Here is a 23,940-nt window from a genome sequence, read left to right as displayed (position 1 = left end):
CGCGCCGGCGGAGGGCGAGGCACCCGAGCCGGTCGAGCGCGCCGAGGGCCGGATCAGCGCCGCCGAGCGGGTGCACGACGGCGGCGCCGCCATCGAGACGATCGTCCACGTGCTGCGCCACGGCGAGGTGCACAATCCGAACGGCATTCTCTACGGCCGCCTGCCCGGCTTCAGCCTGTCGGTGACGGGGCGCGCGCAGGCCGCCGCCGTCGCTCGGACCCTGGCCGATCACGACATCGCGCTGGTCATCGCCTCGCCGTTGCAGCGGGCGCAGGAGACCGCCGAGCCGATCGCCGCCCAACACGACGTCATCGTCCGCACCGATGAGAACCTCATCGAGGCGGGCAACACGTTCGAGGGCCTGCGCGTGTCGGTCGGCGACGGCGCCCTGCGCAAGCCGCGGCACTGGTGGAAGCTGCGCGATCCCTTCACTCCGTCCTGGGGCGAGCCCTACTTGCAGATCGCGCACCGCATGCTGGCGGCGGTGAACAAAGCCCGGGTCGAAGCGGTCGGCCGGGAGGCGGTGCTGGTCTCGCACCAGCTACCGGTGTGGACGCTGCGGCGGTTCCTACAGGGGCAGCGGCTCTGGCACGACCCGCGCCAGCGGCAGTGCTCGCTCGCGTCGCTGACCTCGCTGGTCTACCACGGCGACACGCTCGTCGACATCGTCTACTCCGAGCCCGCGGGCGGCTCGGACCCGTCGGTACACGGCGCATGACCCGCTCCACCGCGTTCCCCCTCCCGCCCTCGGTGCGCACCGGGCGGGCGCTGCCGGTTCTGCTCGCGTGCGTGGCGCTGATCGCCGCGCTCGCGGGTTGTTCGACCGGTTCGGACGCGGTGGCCTCGGGCGGCACCTTCGAGTTCGTCTCGCCCGGCGGCAAGACCGACATCCGCTACGACCCGCCTGCCGCGCGCGGCACCATCGGCAAACTGGCCGGTCCGGACCTGATGACGTCGGGCAAGACCACCTCGGTCGAGGACTACGCGGGCAAGGTCGTGGTGCTCAACCTGTGGGGCCAGTGGTGCGGTCCGTGCCGCGCCGAGGCGCCCGCCCTGGAGCAGGTCTACGAGGCGACCAAGGACAAAGGCGTCGCATTCCTCGGGATCAACGTCCGCGATCCGCAACAGGACAAGGCCCAGGATTTCGTGGTCGACAACAAGGTCGGCTACCCGTCCGTCTACGACCCGTCGATGCGCACGCTCTTGGCGCTCGGCGGGAACTTCCCTACCAGTGTCATCCCCACCACGCTCGTCCTCGACCGGCAACACCGGGTCGCCGCGGTCTTCCTGCGGTCCCTGCTGGCCGAGGATCTACAGCCGGTAATCGAAAGTATCGCCGCGGAGGAATCACAGTGAATCGCGACCGCCGTACCCGCCACCTGCGTGCCTGCCGGCCACGGCAGGGCGCCCGACGCATCGGCGGAGGATGGGCCGTCGACGACCGGTGGGCGGGTATCGCCACCGTGCCGCGCAGCGTCGCCGCCGACTCCCTCTTGGACTTCGCCGTATTCGAGGCGGCCGAGGAACCCACCGCCACCGAGCACAAGGTGTCGTTGCGCCGCGGCGCCGGACGATCACCGGAGGACACGCCGGAGGAATCGGTGTGACGCTTGCGCGCACCGCGCCGCATAACGGGGAGAACCTGTGATGGTGCTCGCCGGAGTCGGTGATTCGTTCCAGCAGACGGCGGCCTCCGGGCCGCTGCTGCTGGCGCTCGGCGCGTGCCTGCTCGCGGGTCTGGTGTCCTTCGCCTCGCCGTGTGTGGTGCCGCTCGTGCCCGGCTACCTCTCCTACCTGGCCGGACTGGTCGGCGCCGAGGCGCCGCCCGCCACCGTCGCGCAGGCCACCGGGGGCCGCACCGGAGCAGCGGTGACCACCGCCGAGTCGCTTCGCAGGGGGCGGATGCGGGTCGCGGGTGCGGCCGGCTTGTTCGTGGCCGGTTTCACCGTGGTCTTCGTGCTCGCCACGGCGACCGTCTTCGGCGTCATCCAGACCCTCAACGTGAACCGTGAACTGCTGCAACGCATCGGCGGCGTGGTGACGGTCCTGATGGGCTTGGTCTTCATCGGCCTGGTGCCCGCGTTGCAGCGCGACACCCGGATGGAGCCGCGCAGGCTCACCAGCATCATGGGCGCGCCGCTGCTGGGCGGAGTGTTCGCGCTGGGCTGGACGCCGTGCCTGGGCCCCACGCTCTCCGGTGTCATGGCGGTGGCCGCGGGCACCGACGGGACGACGGCGGTGCGCGGGGTCGCGCTGATCGTCGCCTACTGTCTGGGACTCGGTCTGCCGTTCGTCGTGCTTGCCTTCGGTTCGGCGAGCGCGTTGCGCGGGGTGGGGTGGCTGCGCCGCAATTCCCGCACCATCCAGATCATCGGGGGTCTGTTGCTCGTCGCGGTCGGCGCCGCGCTGGTCACCGGGGCGTGGGACCAGTTCGTCGCCTGGGTGCGCGACGCGTTCGTCTCCGAGGTGACCTTGCCGATATGACCGTGACCGACCAGCCGACGATCGAAAGCACCGAGCGGCCGCCGCGCCAATCCCTGCCCGGACGGGCCTGGGCATTGCTGCGCAACACCTGGCGCGGGCTCACCAGCATGCGCACCGCCCTGGTACTGCTGTTTCTGCTCGCCTTGGCCGCGATTCCCGGCGCGTTGCTGCCGCAGCGCAATCTCAACGAGCAGAAGGTCGAACAGTACATCGCCGACCGGCCGACGCTCGGCCCGTGGATGGACCGCTTCGAGCTGTTCGACGTGTTCTCCAGCTTCTGGTTCACCGCCGTCTACGTGCTGCTGTTCATCTCCCTGGTCGGTTGCATCCTGCCGCGCACGCTCGACCACTACCGCGCGCTGCGCACACAGCCGGTGCGGGCACCGCGCAACCTGACCAGGCTGCCGCACCACTACTCGGGCCTGGCCGAGCGGTCGCCCCGGGAGCTCGTCGACCACGCCCGCGCCCAGCTGCGCGGCTGGCGCACCGAGGTCCGCCCCGGCCCTCGCGAGGGTGAACTGGCGCTCTCGGCGGAGAAGGGCTACACCCGCGAACTCGGCAACCTCGTCTTCCATCTGGCGCTGGTCGGGCTGCTGATCGCCATCGCGGCGGGCAAGCTGTTCGGCTACGAGGGCAGCGTCATCGTGCTGGCGAACAACGGCCCCGGCTTCTGCACCACCTCGCCCGCGGTGTTCGACTCGTTCAAGGCGGGCAACGTCAACGACGGCACCGGGATGACCCCGATCTGCGTCCGGGTGAAGGATTTCCGAGCCGACTACCTGACCAACGGGCAAGCGGAGATGTTCACCGCGAACCTCGCCTACCAGGCGGGCGACGACCTGCGGACGAACACCTGGCGCGATACGCAGGTGCAGGTCAACCATCCCTTGCGCGTCGCAGGCGACCGGCTCTACCTGCAAGGTCACGGCTACGCGCCGACCTTCACGGTCACCTTCCCCAACGGCCAGACCCGCACCGAGTCCATTCAGTGGCGTCCCGACGACGCCTCCACGTTCCTGTCCAGCGGCGTGCTGCGGATCGACCCGCCCGGTGGCATGTACGCCACCGACGAGGAGCGCCGCAAGAACCAGATCGCGATCGAGGGGTTGTTCGCGCCCACGGCGATGTTCCACGGGTCGCTGCTGACCTCGGCGTTCCCCGCGATGAACGATCCCGCCGTCGCGGTCGACATCTATCGCGGCGACACCGGCCTGGACACCGGGAAGCCGCAGTCGCTGTTCGCGCTGGACCCCGAGCAGGTCAAACAGGGCCGGCTGGCCAAGGAGGCCAGGGTCAATCTGCGCCCCGGCGAGTCGACCACGCTGCCGAACGGCACCAAGGTCACCTTCGACGGCGCGCAGGAGTTCGTCAATCTGCAGGTCTCGCACGACCCCGCGCAGAAGTGGGTGCTGGTGAGCGCGCTGTTCATGATGGCGGGCCTGCTGGTCTCGCTGCTGATCAAGCGCAGGCGGATCTGGGTCCGGGTCTACCCGGCCGAGGACACGGCCGGTACCGTTGACAAACGACGCACTGTAGTAGAGATGGGCGGGCTGGCCAGGACCGACCAGGCGGGCTGGGGCGGCGAGTTCGACCGGTTGCGCGCCCGCCTGCTCGACGAGCACGCCGAGACCACGGGAGAGTGACCATGCCGATCGACGAAACCATCGCCAGGTACAGCGATCTCGCGTTCAAGACGGCGATCGTGGTGTACGCGCTGGTGCTGGTACTGCTGATCTGGCAGTACGCGACGGCGCGCAGCCGCCAGGTCAGCGAGCGTGAACTGGTGACCGTGGGCGGCGGATCGACACCGCAGGGCCCCGGCCGGGTCGTCGAGCCCGCGCGGCCGCCGCTGTCGGAGCGGCTCGGCAATATGGCGTTCTCGGTGCTGATGGTCGCCATCGCGTTGCACGTCGGCGCGATCGTGTTGCGCGGCTTCGCGACCAACCGCTTCCCGCTGGGCAACATGTACGAGTTCGTCACCATGGCGACGGCCGCCGCGGTGCTGGTCGGGGTGGTGCTGCTGCGCGAACAGCGCTACCGCGCGATGTGGGCGTTCCTGCTCGTCCCGGTATTGATCCTGCTGTTCCTCGCGGGCACGGTGCTCTACGCCGACGCCGCGCCCGTGGTGCCCGCGTTGAAGTCGTTCTGGCTGCCGGTGCACGTCACCATCGTGAGCGTGGGCAGCGGCGTGTTCCTGTTCGCGGGCGTGGCGAGCATGCTGTTCCTCTACCGCCTGCGCCAGCCGGAGGGCCAGGAGTCCGACAACGTCCTCGGCGTCATCGCCCGCCGCCTGCCCGACGCCCGCACCCTGGACCGCCTGGCCTACAAGGCCACCATCATCGGTTTCCCGCTGTTCGGCGCAGGCGTCATCCTGGGCGCCATTTGGGCCGAGGCCGCCTGGGGCCGCTTCTGGGGCTGGGACCCGAAGGAAACCTGCTCCTTCATCGCCTGGGTCCTCTACGCCGCCTACCTGCACGCCCGAGCCACCTCCGGCTGGCGCGACACCAAGGCCGCCTGGATCAACATCGCCGCCTTCGTCGCGATGTTGTTCAATCTATTCATCATCAACATGGTGATCAGCGGGTTGCACTCCTACGCCGGGCTGAACTGAGGCTTGACCCGCGCCTTCCTGCGCTCGGCGGCGGGCTTGTCCCGGTCGCCGGACAAGTCGGTGACAGCGGGCAGCTCCGTGGTACTTGCCGGGGAAACAGCCAGCCGTCGGGACAGCCCGCCCGTTACCATTGCGGCATGTCCGTTCCGGATGTCGAACACTCGGACCTCCCTGAGTACATGACATGGGAGGAGTTGGAGCGACTCCCCGAGGAGATCGCGGAGCGGATCGAGTTGTGGGACGGTCGCGTGGTCTGGTTGCGTCGCGGTCCTGCCGAGCATCAGACGTTCTCCAACCGACTCTGGGCCACACTCGAGCGCTGTGCTCGGAAGGACATGTCCGACAATCCTGAACAGTGTTGGCGCGTCACCACCGAGACGAACGTATTTCTGGGTCACACCGGCAAGTCCAACTTCCTGACACCGGACTTCCTGGTCCACCGCTGTCTCGGATCCGCCTATCAGGATGTGCGCGGCAGTGACGTCGTCCTGGTCGGGGAGGTCCTGTCACCCGGCAACACGCAGACCGACATCGAAGCGAAAAAGGGGCGGTACGCCGGCTCGGGCATCCCGTGGTACTGGGAGGTGACGCTGGCCCGTGAGGTCAGCGCGATCGCTACCGTCCGCGCTTACGGTCTCGACATCGGCCATGCGCAGCTTCCGGACGGGGTTCACCCGCTTCGTACCGCCAACTACATCCTCGCGGCCGAGTGGACCCACCGGGATCCGGACGGCGTCGAGTTCGACTTTCCGTTCCCGATCAGCATTCCGTGGGCCGAACTCGAATACTGAGAAGATCGGCTCGCACATTGATGCGGCTCGCCAGTGTGCGCAGCCGCATGCCGGCACCTCGATCGGTCACAGGCCTGCTGCGCCGGTGAGCCGGGAGTGAGGCCGGTGGGGGCCGGGGTTGTGGTCGGGTTGCTTTCCTGGGTTCAGATTTGTCTGTCCGCCGGGGGTCGTATTCGCCTGCGGGCCGCACGCCGTATAGGGCCAGGAACAGCTCGCTAGGTTGTGGTCCTGACCGGCTTGGGCGACACCGGCCGTCACCAGACCCATACCGAGCAGGGCGGGTGCGGCGGCGATCGCCAGAGCGCGGGCGAGCCGATGGGTGCGGCGGGTCGAGCGCTGGTTTCGGATCATGTGGTGTGCTCCTCGCTGTTCGTGTGGCGGGGCGGTCCCGCTGTCGTGATGACGCTGTCCAGCCTCATGGACACGGGAATGCGCCGAAAGGACACCAAGGGTGCACGGCCACCCACCCCCTGCGGTAAGCCGATTCCCCCGAGGTGGGCTTCCGTTCCGTCATCCGGCGGATGGGGTCGCCGACGATCCTCGATACTTGAAAACGCAGCTTCATCAGGCTCGATGCCTCAGGCGTTTCGCGCATACCTGCCGCCGAAGGATTTGCGTTGGTGGTCGTGACCGCGCTCGGCGATCATCGTCTGGTGCGGAGGAACTCGGAGCCGGCCGGTAAACGTCGAGTACCGGATTTGGACGCAGCAGCAGGCGAGTTGAGGCTCAGACCTTGGCAGATGTCTTCTGCCGACGTCGATCTCGTGCGGGAAGCGGCGGATGACGAGCTGATTCCGCTGATCACCACGGTGCCGTCGGTCTACACCGCCGAGGTTCTCGCCGTACGCGCAGGTTGCGAGGGCATTGCCGGGACCGCGGTGGTGAACTGGGGAAGGCACTCGGGATCACTGAACGTCGTAACCGTACCGGGGTGTGTTCCAAGAATGGGCATTTCCCGGAATGCCATGAGTTTTATTGAGGTCTTTGCGCGGGAACAATCTGGAGGAAAACATTTTCAGAGTTTGTGGCCGAATTTTGCGTGGACCGCCTTCGGTTCACTATGCGCGGAAAGCTTCGGTCGGCAATGCGCTGAAATATCCCACAGTGGAAGCGATAACGCCGTGCTACGAGACACGAGACTTCGCATGTCTGTTAACTGACCGCGCGCGCCTACGTGGCAGCGGGGCGGGTGGGTCTAGAGCCGCGCGACGCAGACGACGAAATGCCTTTGCTGGTAAACGATTCCGCTGTCGGCCGAGCCGCAGGCGTTGACGTCGACGGTGTTCTGCTTGATGTCGATGACCCGGACCGCGCCAGGGGCGGGGGCCGCGCAATCCAGTCGCTTGGGATTGCCGGGGGTCAGTTCCATGCAGCCGCCGACGATCCAGTCGATGTCCAGGCAGAGCGCGGCCTGTGCCGCCCCGTGCAGGGTTTCGTTGTAGGTGTGGTCGGCGTCGGTGGGGCACGCGGCGTTCGCGGGTGCCTTCTCGATGACCTTGTAGACGGAGTTAGGGCTGCCACAAGCGGTTTTGTCGATCCCGCCCGCGCCGCCGAGCTGCACGCAGTCGCCGATGCCCACCTGCAGGCTGGTGGCGCTCTTGTTCGACGCGCCACGCATTGCCGAGGTGGTCGGCAGGGGCTCGGTAGTGGTGGGCGGTTCCTCGGTCGTCGGAGGAGGTGTCGATGTGGTTGGCGCGGTGGCGGTCTGGGCGGCTGCGGCCGGCTCCTCGGCGGGGCCGGACATCGAGAGCGCGGCGACGACCACGAGGGTGGCCGCCAGTCCGGTCCCGACCATGAAGGCGGCCAGGGTGATACCGGCGCGGACACGTTGGCGCGACACGTACGTCCTCCAGAGCTGTGAACCCTTCGACCCACCTAGCGACTCGAAGTTGTGAATCTTGCGGATTGAAGACCACGCCATGCTTACACTACGCGGCACGTCCGCGTCGAGTTTTGCTTCCCAGGCATAGCGATACGCCCTGGGAATTCACCTGCGTGCGCGCATCCGAAGCCATAGTGATCACAATTGCATAACGAACAGCTCGATCGTGTGTGCCGACCGCCAGATCTGGAAACAAGTCACGGGCGCTGTACAGTCACACGCCATCCGGCCTCCGGAGCCGGTGTCTCGGTGAGAAGGAATTCCAGAATGAAGTTCGGCACTATTGCCGCCATTACGCTCGGTGCGGTTGCCGCAGTGGGCATCACGGCCGGGGCCGCGAACGCGCAACCCGTAGAACCGGATCGAGAGATCACGACAGCAGGTGTCGAACAGGGGGTGGACTACCGCACCACGGTCTCGCGCGAGACCGGGGCCATCAGCACCGCCGTCGAGCACGGCACCTTCGCCGTGGTCGATGACGGCACCAAGATCGAGCTGACCTCCGATACCGGAGCCGTGGTCGCCGAAGTGCCGCTGACCTTCCAGGTTTCCGGCAGCAAGCTCTCGGTGGCGCACGAAATCTCCGACGGCGGACGGCGTCTCGCGCTCACCCCGAAGGCGGACGCCAAGGAGATCGGCGAGATGCAGCCGATCAGCTCGATGAACCGGCTCATCGCCGAACTGAACCAGAACGTCGTCGGCGTGGTCGGCGGCGCGCTGCTCGGCGGACTGCTCGGGGCCCTGATCGGCCTCGGCTTCTTCAGCATCATCACCGGCCCGATCGGCTTGGTCGTCGGCGCGATCGCGGGCGGAGCCATCCAGGGCGGGCAGCCGTTCATGGACGCGCTGATGGCGGTCGTCAACGGCGAACCCTGATCGATACCCGCGGATCGGGTGTGGCAGGCGCACCGCAGCGCGCCTGCCACACCCGGACCGAGGTGTCGATCGCCGTGGTGTCCGACGAGGGGGAGGGAGTTCCCCCGGCGGAACGGCCACGGTTGATACGCGGAACAAAGAGAACGCGCGAACGCCGGATATCGCTGGACGCGTGCTATCGCGCGGGTACTGCGAACGATCAGCGCTCGGCGGAACCGGACTCGCCGTCGCGGTGCTGGCGAGATAGTCGCCAGAGGAACTCCGGGTCGTCGTCTGGTCCGATGACGCGCTTGCGCTGTGGTGAACGGGTCTGCGGGGCAGTGGGTCCAGTCCGCTCGGGGCCGAACGCCTTCCAGCACAACACCGCTATTGCCACCACCGCGATGAGTGCCAACAGGTACGTCACGTCGCTCACCTCCTGATTACGAGGGTAGCCGCGGACGTGACTCCCGCACACCGCAGACGCAGAAAATGGTCTGCGGGCGAGCGCGGACCCGAGCACGACGGGCCCGCGTTCGCTGCGATCAGCGTGCGGTCGCCTCGGTGGTCAGCGACTTGAGCAGCTGGAGTACTTCCGATTCGCGAAACCGGCGATGTCCGCCCGGTGTGCGCAGCGACCCGAGGCGCCCGGCGTGGGCCCAGCGCGTCACGGTCTTGGGGTCGACGTGGAACAGGGCAGCAACCTGGCCCGGAGTCAGCAGGGTGTCCTGGCCGCCGACGGTGATCGCAGTCATAGCAAACCTCTCCGTTCTCGACAGTTCCCTCATCAGATGGCGCCATCGTCGCACTGAAACCCCTAGGTACTCGAACCACCTACAGTTGGTAAAGGGGAGGTAATAGACAAATCGGATGTGCGCCCCACCCCCGGCATGTGGGCGTGCACCGGGGGCGGGCAACAGCTTCGCATAGGCTGAGGGATGTGCGTGACGCAACTCCACCAAAAGGTGCTTCCGGACAGCAAACGGCTGGCGCAGGTCGTCGGCTGGCCCGCAATCTGGCCCTCTACACCGTCGCCAGGTTGGGTCTCGTGGTAGTGCTGACCGCGGTGATCGTGCTGGCCGCGCGACTGGTGTCGGTGGACATTCCGTTGGTGGTCGCGGCCCTGTTCGCGCTCATCATCGCGATGCCGCTGTCGCTGGCCCTGTTCAAGCGGCTGCGGGCCAAGGTCAACGAGGACATCGCCGTGGTCGACGAGCGCAGGCGCCGCGACAAGGCCGAGCTACGGGCGCGGTTGCGCGGCGACGAGCCGCCCACCCCGCCGGAGTCGGGGACGTCTTCGTGAAGTCCTGCGATCACACCGCACCGCGCGACTGGGTCGACAACGCGGTGCGGTTGATCGACGCCGACTCCCAGCGCAGCGCGGATACCCACTTGCTGCGCTACCCGCTACCCGCCGGGTGGAACGTCCAGCTCTACCTCAAGGACGAGTCCACGCACATCACCGGCAGCCTCAAGCACCGCCTGGCCCGCTCGCTGTTCCTGTACGCCATCTGCAACGGCTGGGTGACCGAGGGGACGACCGTGGTGGAGGCATCCTCCGGTTCGACCGCGGTCAGCGAGGCCTACTTCGCGAAGCTGCTCGGCTTGGACTTCGTGGCGGTGATGCCCGCGAGCACCTCCCCGCAGAAGATCGCGCTGATCGAGGCGCAGGGCGGTCGCTGCCATTTCGTGCGGCGCCCGCCGGACATGTACACCGAGGCGGCGCGACTGGCGGCCGAATGCGGCGGTCACTACATGGACCAGTTCACTCACGCCGAGCGCGCCACCGACTGGCGTGGCAACAACAACATCGCCGAGTCGATCTTCCAGCAGATGGCGTTGGAGGCCAATCCGGTGCCGGAATGGATCGTGGTCGGCGCGGGCACGGGCGGCACCAGCGCCACGATCGGCCGCTACATCCGGTATCGCAGGCATGCGACGAAGCTGGTCGTGGTCGATCCGGAGAACTCCGCTTTCTACGGCGGTTACGAGACGCGGGACGCCGGCTATCAGACCGGAATGTCCTCGCGGATCGAAGGCATCGGCCGCCCACGGGTGGAGCCCTCGTTCGTCGGCCAAGTGGTGGACCGCATGTTCGAGGTGCCCGACGCGGCGTCCATCGCGGCGGCCAGGTTCGCGAGCACGCGGCTGGGCCGCCGGGTCGGCGGATCGACCGGGACGAACCTGTGGGGCGTGTTCGCCCTGATCGCCGAGATGCTCGCCGAAGGGCGCGGCGGCAGCGTCGTCACCCTGCTGTGTGACGGCGGGGACCGTTATGCCGGAACGTATTTCGACGATGCGTGGGTCGCGTCCCACGGGCTGGATCTCGCCGAGCCCACCGCGGTCCTGGAGAAGTTCGTGGCGACCGGAATCTGGGACGCCTGATCGGTTGCCTCGCCTGAGCGCGAAGCTTTCTTGTTCGCCGAACGTGGAATCGGGCTCTGCCGCGCCATCGCGTGTCAATTTTTGTTGACATCGCGCGCAAGCGTCAATAAAAATTGACGACATGACAGAAGCAACCACCCTGGCGGCCGCCGCGGGCAGCCCCGATCCCAAGGTCGGGCTGCGCGCGGTGCTCGCGCTACGCAGGCTGCTCGAACGTCTCGAAGCCATCCAGGTGGCCAACGCCCGCGCCCAGGGCTGGTCCTGGCAGGCGATCGCGGAAGCGCTCGAGGTGAGCAAGCAGGCGGTACATCAGAAGTACAACCGGAAAGGCAGGAGCCGCTGATGTTCGAACGGTTCAGCAGGTCGGCGCGCACGGCGATCGTCGTCGCCCAGGAGGACGCGCGCGAACTCCGCGCGTCGAATATCGAGGTCGAACACGTGCTGCTCGGATTGCTCGGCCAAGCCGAGCCGGAATTGGCGGCGTTGCTGGCGGAGGCGGGACTCACACGCGACGGCGTGCGCCGCGCGCTGGCCGAGCAGGGCAATGGGGTTCCCCTCGGACCCGAGGACGCCGAGGCACTGCGGTCCATCGGCATCGATCTGGACGCCGTCCGGGAGTCACTGGAAGCGCATTTCGGCGAGGACGCGCTCGACCGCGCCGCGCCGGATCCGCGACGTGGGTCGTTCCCGTGGGGTCGCGGCGGGTACTACGGGCACATTCCGTTCACCAGGGAAGCGAAGAAGGTGCTCGAGCTATCCCTGCGGGAGGCGCTCGGCCGCAAGGACAAGAGCATCGAATCGGGGCACATGCTGCTCGGCATCCTGCGCGCCCCCAACGAGACGACGATGCGCCTGTTCGGCGGGCCCACCGTGATCAAGGAGTTGCGCCCCAAGGTGCACGCCCTGCTCGACCGTGCGGCCTGAGCCCGCGGACATGCGCAGGCGGAGTTCATGTCTTCCAGCGGCGCGTGTCCGCACCCTGGGCCTAGCATTGGGCCATGCAGCTCGTGATTCGGTTGATCATCAACGCGGTGGCCATCTGGCTGGCCGCCTTCTGGGTCGACAAGATCGACATCCTCGCTCCCGAAGGCGGCAACGGCGCCAAGATCGCGGTCGTCCTCGCGGTGGCCGCGGTGTTCACGGTGGTGAACGCGCTGGTCAAGCCGATCGTGAAGTTGCTGTCACTACCGCTGGTGATCGTGACGCTCGGCCTGTTCCTGCTCGTGATCAACGCGTTCATGCTGTGGCTGACCGCCGAGATCACCGAAGCGTTCAGCCATTACGGCCTGCGCGTCGAAGGTTTCTGGGCCGCGGTGATCGGCGGCATCATCGTCTCGATCGTGAACTGGGTGCTCGGCATCCTGGTGCCGGACGAGGACTAGTTCGCCACGCCGCTCGTGCGGAACTCGTCACCGGGCCGCGTCGGTCGGCCGGCGCGCTAGCCCAGCCCGACCGCGAGCGCGGTGACCGCCGACCAGACCAGCAGTGCCAGTCCGGAATCGCGCAGCGCGGGAATCAGTTCCAGGCCGCCCTTGCCGCCGCGCACCGGCGCGTTGGCGCGCACCGCGAGCGGGATCGCGATCAACCCGGCCAGTGCCCACGGTGTGCGGGCGACCAGTGCCAACGTCACGAGGAACGGCACGGCGAGCAACGCGAGGTGCAGTGTGCGGGTGCGCGGGTCGCCGAGTTTCACCGCGAGCGTGACCTTCCCGGATTCGGTGTCGGTGGGAATGTCGCGCAGGTTGTTCGCGACGAGCACGGCGCTGGAGAACGCGCCCACCGCGACCGCGAGCAGCGCGCCCACCCAGTCGATCCGGGCCGCCTGCACGAACTGGGTGCCGAGCACCGCGACCAGGCCGAAGAAGACGAACACCGCCACTTCGCCGAATCCGCTGTAGCCGTACGGGTTGCTGCCGCCGGTGTAGTACCAGGCCCCCGCCAGGCAGGCCGCGCCGATGAGCAGCAGCCACCACGCGCTGGTGAACACCAGCACCAGACCGAAGACCGCGCCGATGACCAGGCTGACGATCGCGGCGGTCTTCACCGCGCCGGGCGAGGCCAGCTTCTGCCCGACCAGGCGCAACGGGCCGACCCGCACGTCGTCGGTGCCGCGGACGCCGTCGGAGTAGTCGTTGGCGTAGTTCACGCCGATGATCAGGGCCAGCGAAACGAGCAGCGCGAGAATCGCTTTCCACCACACCGCGCCGTCGATGGACGCGGCGGCTCCGGTTCCGGCGAGCACCGGGGCGATCGCGTTCGGCAGGGTGCGGGGTCGCGCGCCCTCGATCCATTGCGCTGCAGTAGCCATGTCCGCAGCATAATGGGCGCATTCGGACACCGTCCGCCCTCAGCTCGGGCGCGGCGATCAGGCCGTTTCGGTCGTCGCCGCCTGCTGCAACCGCGCGAGCCCCTTTTCGAAGTCCCGGCCGACGAATTTGTCCATCGGGATGAACTTGCCGATGACGCCCATCAGGCCGGTCTGCCTGCCGGTCATCCGCCAAGTCACTTCGGTGCCGGTCTCGACGGGATCCAGAATGAAGGTCACCATGTTGGTCGCCTTCATCGGCTTCAGGAAATCCAGGCGAACGCCGATCTCGCGGTCGGCGCTGCCGATGATCTCCATGCTGCCCGCGCCGGCTTTGCGGTTGCCGCTCCAGGCGTAGCGCGCGCCGACACCGGAGTCCGCGCCGGAATAACTGCGCTGCAGCTGCGGGTCGAGGTCCTCCCACGGTGACCACTCGACCCACTTGTGGAAATCGTTGATCAGCCTGTGCACACGCGCGGGCTCGGCCGTGACCACGGCCGATCGGACCACCTCGAACTCAGCCATGGGGGCCAGACTATGCCACCGACCGCTCACAGTCCCGGCAAAGAAATCGTGTCGGCCCCGTCGGGTCCGCTCGCCTACGATGACCGCGGGATGTTTCCGGAGCGCAGCGGCCCGCACGGCCACAGTCGAGCAGTGACGACGCCCGCAGGCGAATCGGTCGTGGTGGCCCTGCTGGGCGAGGTCGCGCTGCGCCGTGACGGTCTGCTGACGCCGCTGCCCGGCGCGCGATCCCGGCTGCTGCTCACCGCCCTCGCGCTGCGACCCGGCCGCAGCCGCGGCGCGCACGCCCTGATCGAGGATGTCTGGGGCGAACAGCCGCCGCGGTCGCCGATGAACGCGCTGCACACCCAGGTCTCCCGGCTGCGGTCGGCGCTGCCGGAGGGCGCGCTGGAAATCGGCCCGGCGGGCTACCGGTTGACGCTCGCCGCCGGACAGGTCGATTTGTCCTCGGTGGGCGAGCGCGTTACGCGGGCGCGCGAGCTGCACGCCGCGGGTGACCTTTCCGGATGCCTGGCGCAGGTCGCGAGCGCGCGGGCGCTGTGGCGCGGGGAGCCCGGCGCCGACCTGCCACCGGGTGACCTCGCCGACGAGTTACGACACGCCGCCGGGCGGCGAAGCGCCGAACTCGATGAGCTCGAACTCGCCGCACGCGAGGGCGGCGGTGACCTCGACGGCGCTTTGGACCTGGCTCGGTTGCGCGCCGCCGCGGACCCGTTGGACGAGCCCGCGCAGCTGACCCTGATGCGTCTGCTCGCCGCCTCGGGACGGAGCAACGAGGCGCTGGAATCGTTCGCGGCCTTCCGCTCCCGATTGGCCGACCAACTCGGCGCCGATCCCGGACCGGCGCTTTCCGCGGCGCACACGGCGATCCTGCGCGGTGAGCCGATCGGGCCCACCGCGCCGCCGCGTGCCCCGACGCCGGTCGCGCGCGCGGGACACCGAACCGGGTTCCCGGCCACGCCCTCGGCCGAAGCGGCCCCAGAACCGCAGCCTGCCGCGATGGGGCTGCGCGCCGCCCCCAACGCGCTGCTCGGCCGGACGGACGATCTCGCCGCGCTCACCGATCTGCTGGACGACTCCAGGGTGGTGACCGTGCTCGGCCCGGGCGGCGCGGGCAAGACCAGGGTCGCGAACGAGCTCGGTGCGCGGGTGGCGCGCACCCGCCCGGTAGCGCTGGTGGAACTGGCCTCGGTGCGTGCCGAGGGAGGCGACGCCAGGGTCGAGATCGAGGCGGCGATCGCCGCGGTGCTCGGGCTCAGCGAGGTCACCTTCGACGCGGCGGCGCTGCGCTCCGGGCAGACGGTCGATCTGCGCAGGCGGTTGCGCGACGCGGTGTCGGCGCGCTCGATGTTGCTGATCCTGGACAACTGCGAGCATCTGGTCGACGCGGTCGCGGTGGTGGTCGCCGACCTGATCGGTGTCGCGCCACGGCTGACCGTGCTCACCACGAGCCGATCGCCGCTGACGCTCACCGCTGAGACGGTGTATCCGTTGCCGCCCCTGACCATCGATCCGGCGGGCTCGCCCGCCACCGAACTGTTCGCCGCCCGCGCCAGGGCCGTGCGCCCGGCGGTCCGGCTGGACCCCGATATCGTCGCCCAGCTCTGCCACACGCTCGACGGGCTGCCGCTGGCCATCGAACTGGCCGCCGCCCGCGTTCGGGCGATGAGCGTCGAGGAGATCAACGAGCGATTGGCCGATCGGTTCGCGCTGCTGCGCCACGGCGATCGCAGTTCGCCCGAACGGCATCGCACGCTGCACGCGGTGATCGACTGGAGCTGGAACCTGCTCGATACCGAACAGCAAGCGACACTGCGCCGGTTGTGCCGATTTCCGGCCGGTTTCACGCTCTCGGCCGCGGAGGCGGTCGCGGGGGGAGCCGACGTGACCGATGTCGCCGCGGCCGTCGACGGTCTGGTCAACCAATCGCTGCTCACCGTGCTGGACGACGAGCTGCTCGGCACCCGCTATCGCATGCTGGAGACGGTGCGGGAATTCGGTGAGGAGCAGCTGGCCGCCACGGCGGGCGAGCCGGACGCGGTCGACACCCGGATGATGCGGTGGGCCAAGGACTACGCCGACGACGCTGCGAGCCGGTATATGACCGGCGATCAGATTCACCTCGCCCTCTCCGTGGCGGCGGAGCTGGACAACTTGCTCGCCGCGCTGCGTTGTGGCATCGAACGACGGGACGCCGCGACGGCCTACACGGTGTTCCCGGTCGTCGCCACGCTGTGGGTGATCCGCGGATCGCATATGGAAGTGATCGCCTGGGCCCAGCGGGTCATCGAATTGGAGCCTGCCGATTTCGGCCGGGGAGGTCCGCGTCCGGACCTCGTGCTCGTCACCTATCAGATGACGTTCCTGCATCTCGCTTACACCAACGGCAGCGCAAGGGAGATCGCCGTGCTGCGCCTGCGCGTGCGCCGATTGCTTCGTCGCTCCGCCGAACTCAGCGAGAACAACCGATTCATCGCCAGGGTGGTGCTCACCAGAGCCGACACGCGCGGACTCAGCAGGCTGCTCGCGCAGGCGGCGCGCTCGGCCGATCCGGAAACCAGGGGCACGGCGCTGCTGCTGCGGGCCAACATGCGCGAGAACCAAGGTGACGTGCGCGGCTCCACCATCGACGCGATCAACGCGCTGGACGTCCTCGGGCGCGAGAACGTCTGGAGCGTGGCCATGGTGAGCAGGCACCTCGGACAGGTCTGTGGACAGATCGCCCAGTACGCCGAATCGGTGACCTATTACCGCCGCTCGCTCGACTTGCTACAGCGGCTCGGCGCCTACGAGGACACGGTGGAGATCCGCAGCCTGCTGGTGGCTTCGCTGGTAGGTGCCGGCGATCTGGAGCAGGCCCGGCGGGAACTCGACCTCGCGCTGGGCACGCCGGACCTGGACACCTCGTCTCTCGGACAGAATCGGCTGCTGTCCACGGTGATGCAGAGTTCCGCGGAAGTGGCGTTCGCGATGGGTGACACCGCAGGTGGTTTCGCGCGCTACGAGCGGGCACTGGAGCTGTTCGGCTGGCCGGATCAGGCGCTCGGTCCCGGGCCCGGCGCCCTGATGCTCGCCGCGGCGGCGCTCGCCGCGCAGGTACTCCACGGCGGAGTCGGCTCGAGCGCGGTCCTGGCCGCACAGCTGGCCGAACTCACCGTGCCGATGATGACCCAGTACCGGGACCTGCCGCAGATCGGCGGCGTCGCCTGCGCGGTCGGGTCGTATCTCATCGCCGTCGACCGCGAGGTCGGCACGGGTCTCGACTTGTTGATGCTGGCGCCGAACGTCTTCTGCCGTCAGGATTTCCCCTCCATGCGCTGGCAACGGCACCTGGACGCGGCGATCGCGAAGCTCGGTGCCGAGCAGGTCGCGCAAGCCCGCCGCCGCCTCGGCCACCTGCGCCGCAGTGAATCCGCCGACCGCATCATGCGAATGCTCCACAGTCTGAATTCCGCGCACTGACGGTCTTCTCTTACATCATTCGTTCTTCGCCGACGCTCCGGCATGCGCGAGGGATTCCGGTTTCGTGCGAACTACGCCGAAAGCAGGCCGGGTAACAGTCGTCACCCGGCCTGCTCGTGCGTGGAGAGGGCTCACGCCCGCCGCATGTACGCCTTGACCGTGAGCGGTGCGAAGATCGCGATGACGACCAGCGCGCCGATCAGCGACCAGGCCAGGTCGCCGCCGAAACCGGCGCCGTTCATCAATCCGCGGCACGCGTTCACCATGTAGTACACGGGGTTCACGTGATTGAGCCCCTGCATCCAGCCCGGCATCGTGCTCACCATGGCGAAGGCGCCGGACATGAAGGTCAGCGGGAACATGATCATCATCGAGATGCCCTGCACGCCCGCGGCGCTCTTGCCGGTGACTCCGACCAGCGCCCAGATCCAGCTGATCGCGAACGAGCAGACCACGATGACCAGACCCGCCGCGACCACGCCGAGCACACCGCCCTCCGGGCGATAGCCGATGGCGACGCCGACGACGATGGTGAGCACGGTCGCGATGACGTAGCGCACCATATCGGCCAGCAGCGCGCCCGCCAGCGCCGAGATGCGGGCGATGGGCAGGGACTTGAACCGGTCGAAGACGCCCTTGTCCATGTCCTCACGCAACTGGGTGCCGGTGACCACCGAGGTGAGCACCACGGTCTGCACCAGGATGCCGGGGATCAGGACCGGCAGATAGTCGTGCACGCTGCCGCCGATGGCGCCGCCGAAGATGTAGGCGAACAAGGCGGTGAACAGGATCGGCTGGATCGTCACGTCGAACAGCTGCTCGGGCTTGTGCTTGATCTTCAGCAGACCGCGGTAGGCCATGGTGAACGAATTCGATATCGCCTGGCCCAGCGGAACGTGGTTGCTGACTTCGGGAATCTTCGTCGGCGCGGCATGGCGCGCCTCGGTCTTGGTGATGGTGGTCATGCTTGGTTCCTTATCGGCGTGCGCGGGCGCTTCGTGGTCACGCAGGCTGCCGCCTGCGGGCCGGACGTTCACGCCGCGCTCTTCTCGGACTCGTCGGTGGTGGCGTCGGCGGGGTGACCGGTGATGGTGAGGAAGACCTCGTCCAGGCTCGGCTTGGTCACGGTGATCTCGTCGACGCCGATCTCCCGCTCGCGCAGCCGGATCAGCAGATCGGCGGTGACGCCCGCGTCGGTCAACGGCGCGGTAAGCCGCCCGGCCTCCGGGGTGATCTGCGCTTCGACGCCGAGGAAGTCGCCGATGATGTGGCGCGCCTCATCGAGCCTGCCGCGATCGACCAGGGTCAGGTGCAGGCTGGAGCCGCCCACGGAGGCCTTCAGTTCGTCGGCCGTGCCGTCGGCGATCACCTTTCCGTGGTCGATCACCGCGATCCGGTCGGCCAACTGGTCGGCCTCGTCCAGATACTGGGTGGTGAGCAGCACCGTCGCGCCTTCGCGGACGAGGCGGCGGATGGTCTCCCACATCTGGGCGCGGGTGCGCGGGTCGAGGCCGGTGGTCGGTTCGTCGAGGAACAGCAGCGGCGGCGTCGCGATCAGGCTGGCCGCCAGATCGAGCCTGCGCCGCATACCGCCGGAGAAGTTCCGCAGCGGCTTGTTCGCCGCCTCGGTGAGATCGAACTCCTCCAGCAGGTCGGCCGCTTTGCGCCGGGCATCGATGCTGCTGAGCCCGAGCAGGCGGGAGAAGACGATCAAGTTCTCGGTGGCGGTCAGGTCCTCGTCGACGGAGGCGTACTGGCCCGTGACGCCGATGAGCGAGCGGACCGCCGTCGGCTCCGCCACCACGTCGTGGCCGAAGATGCGGCCGCGGCCGCCGTCCGGTCGCAGCAGGGTCGCGAGCATGCGGATGGTCGTGGTCTTGCCTGCGCCGTTCGGACCGAGCACGCCGTACACCGAGCCCTGCGGCACCGCCAGGCTCACCCCATCGACGGCACGCTGTTCCCCGAACACCTTGACCAGGCCGTCCGCCTCGACGGCGAGCGCTGAAGTTGGTGCGAAAGAAGTCATGTGGACAACTGTGGACACCGAGACTTGCACGGCTCTTGCACGGCGCTGTCGCATGACGTGCCGGACGAAGCGGGGCAGCGCGCTGCCCCGCTGCCGTCAGTGGGTCGAGTCCGCCAAGAGGTATTCGCGCACTTTGGCGCGGTCGGGCTTCCCGGGGCCGCGCAAAGGGAACTCGTCGAGAACGGCGAGTTCGCGGGGAGCGGCGATGGAGTCCAGTTCGTCGGCGACGTATTCGCGCAGCTCGGCCAAGTCGGGGGTGGCGCCGGGGGCGGGGATCACGGCGACGGCGACGCGCTGGCCGAGGCGTTCGTCCGGCAGGCCGACGACGACCACCTCGCTGATCGTGGGGTGGTTGATCAGCACGGCCTCGACCACCTGCGGGATCACCAGCAGGCCGCCGGTGGTGATCGCCTCGTCGAGCCGTCCGGTGATGCTCAGCAGGCCGTTGTCGAAGGTGCCCGCGTCCTCGGTGCGGAACCAGCCCGGTTCGGCAAAGGCGGGATGGTCGGGCTGATTGCGGTAGCCCGTGGCGATCATGGCGCCGCCCAGCACCACCCGGCCGTCTTCGATCCGGACCTTCGTGCCCTCCAGCGGCACGCCGTCGTATACGCAGCCGCCGCAGGTCTCGCTCATGCCATAGGTGCGCACCACGGTGATGCCCGCGGCTCGCGCGCGCTCGTAGACCGGCAGCGGAGTGGCCGCGCCGCCCACCAGCACGCCGTCGAGCTCGGCCAGCGCGGTGGTGGCCACCGGCGACTCGAGCGCCTTGATCAGCTGGGTCGGGACCAGGGATGTGTAGCGCCGTTCACCGCGCATACCCGTGATCGCGCCGGCCAGCGCCTCGGGCAGGAATCCGCCGGACACGTCCAGCACGGTGGGTTCGGTCCCCGCCAGGATGCTGCGCAGCAGCACCTGGATACCGGCGATGTGATGGGTGGGCAGGGCCAGCAACCAGTTGCCGGGACCGCCGAGCCGGTCGTGTGTGGCGGTGCCGCTCGCGCGCAGGGCCGCCGAACTCAGCATCGCGCCCTTCGGCACGCCCGTGGTGCCGGAGGTGGTCACCACCAGAGCGACTTCCTCGTCGATCGGCTCGCCGGGGGAGAGGGCGTCGCTCAAGCGTCTCGACTCGCGTCGATCGCTGTTGGGAACGGGCAGCCACGCGGCCCCGCTACCTTCCAGCGCCGCCCGCAGATGGGGCATGACATCGCCGAGACCGGACCCGGTGGGCATCGGCAAGGTGCGCAGTGTCTTACTCATGCCATGCCTCGCCGCTCGCCAGGCCCGGTCGTGCCCAGAGCCGCTGTCCCCATGGCTCGCTCGCTGCACTCCCTCACGGTAGGGATCGTGTCATGCCCGCGTAACCGCGTGCGGAACGGGTCGGTATGCCGGAGTGGCGCACCCGCGGCGCGGTCACCCGGTCGGATCGGGGCTCAAGTACGACAGACATCGAGACTGCGATTCACTCGGTCGGACGGGACACGGACACAGCCGGCCCGGACGTCGGCGGTCGGGTGGCCGTCCGAGCGTTATCGTCCTCGCCGGTTCTCGCGTTGGCAACTCGGTGGCGCCCGCCGAACTACCGATCCGAACCGTTGCTACGACGGCGACCAGCGGGAATCCCGCCTGATCGGATGCGACGGCGGGACCTCCACCAGAACGATCGGCACGCCGTCGGGATCGTGCACCCACATCTCGTGCAAGCCCCACGGCTCCTCGACCGGTGCGCGGTCGATCGCGATGCCCTTCAGCGCCAGTTCCACGGCGGCGGCGGACACGTCGCGCACCTGGAGCCAGATGCCGCCGTCGAACGACGACGATTCCCCCGACCCGCCGTGCGCGGCCACCTCGATCAGCGACTGGCCCGCGAAGAAGACGGTGCCGCCCGGATATTCCCGCGCGATGGCCAGCTCCAGGCCGTCCCGGTAGAACGCGAGCGTGGCTTGGTAATCGGCGGGCCGCAGGATGATCCGGCTGCTGAGGATGTCCATGTCAGAAGTACCAGGGGTAGGGAGTCCAGTCCGGCTCGCGTTTCTGCAGGAACGCGTCGCGGCCCTCGACGGCTTCGTCGGTCATGTAGGCCATCCTGGTCGCCTCGCCCGCGAAGAGTTGCTGGCCGACCAGGCCGTCATCCAGCAAATTGAACGCGTACTTCAGCATGCGCTGCGCCTGCGGGGATTTGCCGTTGATGTCGGCGGTCCACTCCAGTGCGACGTCCTCCAGTTCGGCGTGGTCGACGACCTTGTTCACCGCGCCCATCTGGTGCATTTCCTCGGCGGTGTAGGGGCGGCCGAGGAAGAAGATCTCGCGGGCGAACTTCTGGCCGACCATCTTGGCCAGGTAGGCGCTGCCGTAGCCGCCGTCGAAGCTGCCCACGTCGGCGTCGGTCTGCTTGAAGCGGGCGTGCTCGCGGCTGGCCAGGGTGAGATCGCAGACCACGTGCAGGCTGTGACCACCGCCCGCGGCCCACCCGTTCACCAGGGCGATCACCACCTTCGGCATGAAACGGATCAACCGCTGCACCTCCAGGATGTGCAGGCGGCCCGCGCGGGCCTGGTCGACCGTGTCCGCGGTGTCACCGCTGGCGTACTGGTATCCGCTGCGGCCGCGGATGCGCTGGTCACCGCCGGAGCAGAACGCCCAGCCGCCGTCCTTGGGGCTGGGGCCGTTGCCGGTGAGCAGCACCGCGCCGACGTCCGAAGTCATCCGCGCGTGGTCGAGTGCCCGGAAGAGTTCGTCGACGGTATGCGGGCGGAACGCATTGCGCACCTCCGGCCGGTCGAACGCCACGCGCACGGTGCCCTGCTCGATGTGCCGGTGATAGGTGATGTCGGTCAGGTTCTCGAATCCCGGAACGGGACGCCACAGCTTCGGATTGAACGTCACCCGGGCAATGCTAGGTCGCGCCGCGCCCGAAAGTCGTGAGCGGGCAGAGGGATCTCGATTTGACGGTGTAAAAATACGCGTTACCGTGCAAGTTATGAGCGATCAAGTGAAACCGGTTATAGACCGGAGCGCGGTGGACGGGTCCCGGTACGAGAAGCACGGCGGATTCCCGAAGGTCACCCCCGCGCGGGTCGGACCGAATTTCGGCGGATTCGTGGAAGCCATGCGGACGCTGCAGGATCTCGCCGTGTCCGTGGACGCGCCCGACGACGTGTTCGCGGCCGCGCAGGCCAAAGCCCGCGAGCTGATCGATCTGCTGAAGCCCTATCGCGCGCCGGAGTTGCAGGGACCGGCCGGCCGCGCCGTCGAACTGCCGGGACGGGGAAGCCTTCTGCTGCTGCCGTGGCAGGTGGTCGAGGCGGGGCCGGAGGGCATCGAGATGACGGGTGTGTTCCGCCGTTTCCATCTCGGCGGCAACGGCGCCGCGCACGGCGGTGTGCTGCCGCTGCTGTTCGACGATCTGCTCGGCATGATCGTGCACTACGCCGGACGGCCGATCAGCCGCACCGCGTACCTTCATGTGAACTACCGCAAGATCACTCCGCTGGAAACACAACTGACGGTTCGCGGACGGGTCGACCGGATCGAAGGGCGCAAAACTTTCATCGCCGCCGAATTGCTCGATGAGCAGGGCGATCTGCTCGCCGACTGCGAAGGTCTGATGGTGGAGTTGCTGCCGTGGCAGCCGTAGCCGGGTGAATGCTGGCGCGGGTGCGTATAGTTGCCCTCGCTCGTTCATCGATACCGATCCGGAGGAACCTGAAAGTGGTTGCAGCACTGTCTGAATCCCTGCTCGACGACGCGAAGCGCCCGGCTTTCCTTGCCGACGCCGTCGAGGTTCTCGATGCCGAGGTCTCGGACAAGGGTGGTGCGTCCGGCCTGGCTGTGAAGGGTGGCTACGCGGCGGTCAAGAAGATCAGCCCGTCCATCGTGCCCGATGCGCTGGAGTCGTTGGCGCCCAAGTTCGTCGCGCAGCTGGAGCCGTTCTGGCAGGAGTACACGGCGTCGGGCTCCGGCAAGTTCGCCGATCTGCTCGTCGCCAAGTCGGACGAGGTCGCCGAGGCGTTGCTCGCCGTCACCGACGCTCGGGCCGAATCCTCCACTCGCCCGGCCCTGCAGAAGGTCTACTCCTCGATGCGTTCCTCGGCGAAGAAGAACGTCATCGAGGCGCTGCCGCGCGTGGGCGACCTGATCCAGAAGCACGCTCAGTAATTTCTGCCGCGACTTCGTCGCGGCGTGTTCGCGGCCCCTTGATGGCTCGCGTCCGAGCAACCACCGCTTGCGAGTTCGTCGCGTACGCGGCGGCCACTCGGACGCGAGCCGGGCCGCGAACGGCGCATGCTCGGTGTCGCTTCGCTCGAAACCGGGGGCTGAGCGGTGTGGTCGAGTGAGTAGGCAGCGCCGCGATTCGAGCCCTGCCTTGCAGCGGTCGTGTCCGAGTGATGACTGCTGGCCCTGTCGGTTGCGGACCTGGTCGGGGATTGGTCGTGGGCTGGGCGGTGTGCGCCTGCGGGGCCGCAGTGTTGCGGGTCCCTCCTTGGAACGCGACCGTGCGCCTATCGATAGCGACCTCCCTGCGCACGATCGAATGTCAGCGGGGCCGCGACAGAACATGCTCGGTCTCCATTCGCTCGAGACGCGGAGCCGGGCCGGTGTGGTCGAATAGGTAGA

Annotated in this window: 28 protein-coding genes; 17 read left to right on the top strand and 11 right to left on the bottom strand. The window is 68.2% G+C overall.

Annotated features, from left to right (window positions below; genetic code table 11):
• Positions 1 to 70: 70 nt before the first annotated feature.
• The 7 genes from ABZ803_RS08855 (at position 71) to ABZ803_RS08825 (ending at position 5,886) form a co-directional block, all read left to right on the top strand.
• Positions 71 to 718, top strand: coding sequence for a histidine phosphatase family protein (locus tag ABZ803_RS08855; RefSeq protein WP_357035386.1), 648 nt, complete (start codon positions 71 to 73; stop codon positions 716 to 718).
• The gene (locus ABZ803_RS08850) at positions 715 to 1,356 is read left to right on the top strand and encodes a TlpA disulfide reductase family protein (protein ID WP_357034478.1); all 642 of its coding nucleotides are present in this window, start codon (positions 715 to 717) and stop codon (positions 1,354 to 1,356) included. Before ABZ803_RS08855 ends, ABZ803_RS08850 begins: the two co-directional genes overlap by 4 nt.
• Positions 1,353 to 1,607 carry a hypothetical protein gene (locus ABZ803_RS08845; protein ID WP_040870368.1) on the top strand — a complete coding sequence of 85 codons (255 nt, stop codon included), beginning with the start codon at positions 1,353 to 1,355 and terminating at the stop codon, positions 1,605 to 1,607. The genes ABZ803_RS08850 and ABZ803_RS08845 overlap by 4 nt, the downstream gene beginning before the upstream one ends.
• 40 nt (positions 1,608 to 1,647) lie before the next feature.
• Complete coding sequence (locus ABZ803_RS08840; RefSeq protein ID WP_357034477.1) at positions 1,648 to 2,484, top strand: cytochrome c biogenesis CcdA family protein; 837 nt, start codon at positions 1,648 to 1,650, stop codon at positions 2,482 to 2,484.
• A complete protein-coding gene (locus ABZ803_RS08835) occupies positions 2,481 to 4,127 on the top strand; it encodes a cytochrome c biogenesis protein ResB (RefSeq protein WP_357034475.1) in 1,647 nt (548 codons plus the stop codon). Before ABZ803_RS08840 ends, ABZ803_RS08835 begins: the two co-directional genes overlap by 4 nt.
• 2 nt (positions 4,128 to 4,129) lie before the next feature.
• Positions 4,130 to 5,095: a c-type cytochrome biogenesis protein CcsB gene (gene ccsB, locus ABZ803_RS08830; RefSeq protein WP_357034473.1), complete on the top strand. Its 966-nt coding sequence runs from the start codon at positions 4,130 to 4,132 to the stop codon at positions 5,093 to 5,095.
• 137 nt (positions 5,096 to 5,232) lie between these two features.
• Positions 5,233 to 5,886 carry a Uma2 family endonuclease gene (locus ABZ803_RS08825; protein WP_357034471.1) on the top strand — a complete coding sequence of 218 codons (654 nt, stop codon included), beginning with the start codon at positions 5,233 to 5,235 and terminating at the stop codon, positions 5,884 to 5,886.
• Between the two features lie 66 nt (positions 5,887 to 5,952).
• Here the strand turns inward: ABZ803_RS08825 and ABZ803_RS08820 are convergent, their stop codons facing one another.
• Positions 5,953 to 6,237: a hypothetical protein gene (locus tag ABZ803_RS08820; protein WP_357034469.1), complete on the bottom strand. Its 285-nt coding sequence runs from the start codon at positions 6,235 to 6,237 to the stop codon at positions 5,953 to 5,955.
• A gap of 266 nt (positions 6,238 to 6,503) precedes the next feature.
• Here ABZ803_RS08820 and ABZ803_RS08815 point away from each other — a divergent pair, with 266 nt between their 5' ends.
• Positions 6,504 to 7,046 (top strand): hypothetical protein, encoded by a 543-nt coding sequence (locus ABZ803_RS08815; RefSeq protein WP_357034467.1) that lies wholly within the window; start codon positions 6,504 to 6,506, stop codon positions 7,044 to 7,046.
• 35 nt (positions 7,047 to 7,081) lie between these two features.
• Here ABZ803_RS08815 and ABZ803_RS08810 read toward each other — a convergent pair whose 3' ends face one another.
• Positions 7,082 to 7,726: a hypothetical protein gene (locus ABZ803_RS08810; RefSeq protein ID WP_357034466.1), complete on the bottom strand. Its 645-nt coding sequence runs from the start codon at positions 7,724 to 7,726 to the stop codon at positions 7,082 to 7,084.
• A 309-nt stretch (positions 7,727 to 8,035) separates the two neighbouring features.
• Here ABZ803_RS08810 and ABZ803_RS08805 point away from each other — a divergent pair, with 309 nt between their 5' ends.
• Positions 8,036 to 8,644 carry a hypothetical protein gene (locus tag ABZ803_RS08805; RefSeq protein ID WP_357034464.1) on the top strand — a complete coding sequence of 203 codons (609 nt, stop codon included), beginning with the start codon at positions 8,036 to 8,038 and terminating at the stop codon, positions 8,642 to 8,644.
• Between the two features lie 199 nt (positions 8,645 to 8,843).
• Here ABZ803_RS08805 and ABZ803_RS08800 read toward each other — a convergent pair whose 3' ends face one another.
• Positions 8,844 to 9,050: a hypothetical protein gene (locus ABZ803_RS08800; RefSeq protein WP_043733248.1), complete on the bottom strand. Its 207-nt coding sequence runs from the start codon at positions 9,048 to 9,050 to the stop codon at positions 8,844 to 8,846.
• A 118-nt stretch (positions 9,051 to 9,168) separates the two neighbouring features.
• Complete coding sequence (locus ABZ803_RS08795; protein ID WP_040783886.1) at positions 9,169 to 9,378, bottom strand: BldC family transcriptional regulator; 210 nt, start codon at positions 9,376 to 9,378, stop codon at positions 9,169 to 9,171.
• A gap of 185 nt (positions 9,379 to 9,563) precedes the next feature.
• Between ABZ803_RS08795 and ABZ803_RS08790 the strand changes: the two genes are divergently transcribed.
• The 5 genes from ABZ803_RS08790 to ABZ803_RS08770 all read left to right on the top strand — a co-directional run bounded on the left by ABZ803_RS08790 (position 9,564) and on the right by ABZ803_RS08770 (position 12,390).
• Positions 9,564 to 9,926 (top strand): DUF4229 domain-containing protein, encoded by a 363-nt coding sequence (locus ABZ803_RS08790; protein ID WP_062968238.1) that lies wholly within the window; start codon positions 9,564 to 9,566, stop codon positions 9,924 to 9,926.
• On the top strand, positions 9,923 to 11,008 hold the full coding sequence (locus ABZ803_RS08785; RefSeq protein ID WP_357034462.1) for a PLP-dependent cysteine synthase family protein: 1,086 nt from the start codon (positions 9,923 to 9,925) through the stop codon (positions 11,006 to 11,008). The genes ABZ803_RS08790 and ABZ803_RS08785 overlap by 4 nt, the downstream gene beginning before the upstream one ends.
• A gap of 121 nt (positions 11,009 to 11,129) precedes the next feature.
• Positions 11,130 to 11,351 carry a helix-turn-helix domain-containing protein gene (locus ABZ803_RS08780; RefSeq protein WP_040870358.1) on the top strand — a complete coding sequence of 74 codons (222 nt, stop codon included), beginning with the start codon at positions 11,130 to 11,132 and terminating at the stop codon, positions 11,349 to 11,351.
• The gene (locus ABZ803_RS08775; RefSeq protein WP_357034459.1) at positions 11,351 to 11,932 is read left to right on the top strand and encodes a Clp protease N-terminal domain-containing protein; all 582 of its coding nucleotides are present in this window, start codon (positions 11,351 to 11,353) and stop codon (positions 11,930 to 11,932) included. Before ABZ803_RS08780 ends, ABZ803_RS08775 begins: the two co-directional genes overlap by 1 nt.
• Before the next feature lie 74 nt (positions 11,933 to 12,006).
• A complete protein-coding gene (locus ABZ803_RS08770) occupies positions 12,007 to 12,390 on the top strand; it encodes a phage holin family protein (protein ID WP_357034457.1) in 384 nt (127 codons plus the stop codon).
• 56 nt (positions 12,391 to 12,446) lie between these two features.
• Here ABZ803_RS08770 and ABZ803_RS08765 read toward each other — a convergent pair whose 3' ends face one another.
• Positions 12,447 to 13,316 (bottom strand): 1,4-dihydroxy-2-naphthoate polyprenyltransferase, encoded by an 870-nt coding sequence (locus tag ABZ803_RS08765; RefSeq protein ID WP_357034455.1) that lies wholly within the window; start codon positions 13,314 to 13,316, stop codon positions 12,447 to 12,449.
• Between the two features lie 57 nt (positions 13,317 to 13,373).
• Positions 13,374 to 13,838, bottom strand: coding sequence for an SRPBCC family protein (locus tag ABZ803_RS08760; protein ID WP_040870352.1), 465 nt, complete (start codon positions 13,836 to 13,838; stop codon positions 13,374 to 13,376).
• Between the two features lie 132 nt (positions 13,839 to 13,970).
• Between ABZ803_RS08760 and ABZ803_RS08755 the strand changes: the two genes are divergently transcribed.
• Positions 13,971 to 17,300 (top strand): BTAD domain-containing putative transcriptional regulator, encoded by a 3,330-nt coding sequence (locus ABZ803_RS08755; protein WP_357034453.1) that lies wholly within the window; start codon positions 13,971 to 13,973, stop codon positions 17,298 to 17,300.
• Positions 17,301 to 17,431: 131 nt separating this feature from the next.
• Here the strand turns inward: ABZ803_RS08755 and ABZ803_RS08750 are convergent, their stop codons facing one another.
• The 5 genes from ABZ803_RS08750 to ABZ803_RS08730 all read right to left on the bottom strand — a co-directional run bounded on the left by ABZ803_RS08750 (position 17,432) and on the right by ABZ803_RS08730 (position 22,209).
• The gene (locus ABZ803_RS08750; protein ID WP_357034451.1) at positions 17,432 to 18,265 is read right to left on the bottom strand and encodes an ABC transporter permease; all 834 of its coding nucleotides are present in this window, start codon (positions 18,263 to 18,265) and stop codon (positions 17,432 to 17,434) included.
• Between the two features lie 68 nt (positions 18,266 to 18,333).
• Positions 18,334 to 19,326 carry an ATP-binding cassette domain-containing protein gene (locus ABZ803_RS08745; RefSeq protein WP_357034449.1) on the bottom strand — a complete coding sequence of 331 codons (993 nt, stop codon included), beginning with the start codon at positions 19,324 to 19,326 and terminating at the stop codon, positions 18,334 to 18,336.
• A gap of 96 nt (positions 19,327 to 19,422) precedes the next feature.
• Positions 19,423 to 20,583: an o-succinylbenzoate--CoA ligase gene (menE, locus tag ABZ803_RS08740; RefSeq protein WP_357034447.1), complete on the bottom strand. Its 1,161-nt coding sequence runs from the start codon at positions 20,581 to 20,583 to the stop codon at positions 19,423 to 19,425.
• A gap of 338 nt (positions 20,584 to 20,921) precedes the next feature.
• Positions 20,922 to 21,314: a VOC family protein gene (locus ABZ803_RS08735; protein ID WP_357034445.1), complete on the bottom strand. Its 393-nt coding sequence runs from the start codon at positions 21,312 to 21,314 to the stop codon at positions 20,922 to 20,924.
• Between the two features lies 1 nt (position 21,315).
• A complete protein-coding gene (locus ABZ803_RS08730; protein ID WP_063051615.1) occupies positions 21,316 to 22,209 on the bottom strand; it encodes a 1,4-dihydroxy-2-naphthoyl-CoA synthase in 894 nt (297 codons plus the stop codon).
• Between the two features lie 94 nt (positions 22,210 to 22,303).
• Here ABZ803_RS08730 and ABZ803_RS08725 point away from each other — a divergent pair, with 94 nt between their 5' ends.
• Both ABZ803_RS08725 and ABZ803_RS08720 read left to right on the top strand, forming a co-directional pair.
• Positions 22,304 to 22,960, top strand: coding sequence for a PaaI family thioesterase (locus tag ABZ803_RS08725; RefSeq protein WP_357034442.1), 657 nt, complete (start codon positions 22,304 to 22,306; stop codon positions 22,958 to 22,960).
• 74 nt (positions 22,961 to 23,034) lie between these two features.
• Positions 23,035 to 23,481 carry a hypothetical protein gene (locus tag ABZ803_RS08720; RefSeq protein ID WP_063051613.1) on the top strand — a complete coding sequence of 149 codons (447 nt, stop codon included), beginning with the start codon at positions 23,035 to 23,037 and terminating at the stop codon, positions 23,479 to 23,481.
• Positions 23,482 to 23,940 lie beyond the last annotated feature (459 nt).

It is taken from the genome of Nocardia sp. NPDC047648 (assembly GCF_040642815.1).
Taxonomy (GTDB): Bacteria; Actinomycetota; Actinomycetes; order Mycobacteriales; family Mycobacteriaceae; genus Nocardia; species Nocardia gamkensis.
The sequence above is the reverse complement of the archived record's forward strand: the minus strand, read 5'-3'. Positions and strand labels throughout refer to the sequence as shown.

Bases quoted from the DNA above. Each gene is read 5' to 3' on its own strand.
- ABZ803_RS08750 (WP_357034451.1), bottom strand. From the start codon at position 18,265: ATGACCACCATCACCAAGACCGAGGCGCGCCATGCCGCGCCGACGAAG.
- ABZ803_RS08840 (WP_357034477.1), top strand. From the start codon at position 1,648: ATGGTGCTCGCCGGAGTCGGTGATTCGTTCCAGCAGACGGCGGCCTCC.
- ABZ803_RS08765 (WP_357034455.1), bottom strand. From the start codon at position 13,316: ATGGCTACTGCAGCGCAATGGATCGAGGGCGCGCGACCCCGCACCCTG.
- ABZ803_RS08795 (WP_040783886.1), bottom strand. From the start codon at position 9,378: ATGACTGCGATCACCGTCGGCGGCCAGGACACCCTGCTGACTCCGGGC.
- ABZ803_RS08835 (WP_357034475.1), top strand. From the start codon at position 2,481: ATGACCGTGACCGACCAGCCGACGATCGAAAGCACCGAGCGGCCGCCG.
- ABZ803_RS08745 (WP_357034449.1), bottom strand. From the start codon at position 19,326: ATGACTTCTTTCGCACCAACTTCAGCGCTCGCCGTCGAGGCGGACGGC.
- ABZ803_RS08775 (WP_357034459.1), top strand. From the start codon at position 11,351: ATGTTCGAACGGTTCAGCAGGTCGGCGCGCACGGCGATCGTCGTCGCC.
- ccsB (WP_357034473.1), top strand. From the start codon at position 4,130: ATGCCGATCGACGAAACCATCGCCAGGTACAGCGATCTCGCGTTCAAG.
- ABZ803_RS08735 (WP_357034445.1), bottom strand. From the start codon at position 21,314: ATGGACATCCTCAGCAGCCGGATCATCCTGCGGCCCGCCGATTACCAA.
- ABZ803_RS08820 (WP_357034469.1), bottom strand. From the start codon at position 6,237: ATGATCCGAAACCAGCGCTCGACCCGCCGCACCCATCGGCTCGCCCGC.
- ABZ803_RS08825 (WP_357034471.1), top strand. From the start codon at position 5,233: ATGTCCGTTCCGGATGTCGAACACTCGGACCTCCCTGAGTACATGACA.
- ABZ803_RS08770 (WP_357034457.1), top strand. From the start codon at position 12,007: ATGCAGCTCGTGATTCGGTTGATCATCAACGCGGTGGCCATCTGGCTG.
- menE (WP_357034447.1), bottom strand. From the start codon at position 20,583: ATGAGTAAGACACTGCGCACCTTGCCGATGCCCACCGGGTCCGGTCTC.
- ABZ803_RS08805 (WP_357034464.1), top strand. From the start codon at position 8,036: ATGAAGTTCGGCACTATTGCCGCCATTACGCTCGGTGCGGTTGCCGCA.
- ABZ803_RS08850 (WP_357034478.1), top strand. From the start codon at position 715: ATGACCCGCTCCACCGCGTTCCCCCTCCCGCCCTCGGTGCGCACCGGG.
- ABZ803_RS08760 (WP_040870352.1), bottom strand. From the start codon at position 13,838: ATGGCTGAGTTCGAGGTGGTCCGATCGGCCGTGGTCACGGCCGAGCCC.
- ABZ803_RS08725 (WP_357034442.1), top strand. From the start codon at position 22,304: ATGAGCGATCAAGTGAAACCGGTTATAGACCGGAGCGCGGTGGACGGG.
- ABZ803_RS08780 (WP_040870358.1), top strand. From the start codon at position 11,130: ATGACAGAAGCAACCACCCTGGCGGCCGCCGCGGGCAGCCCCGATCCC.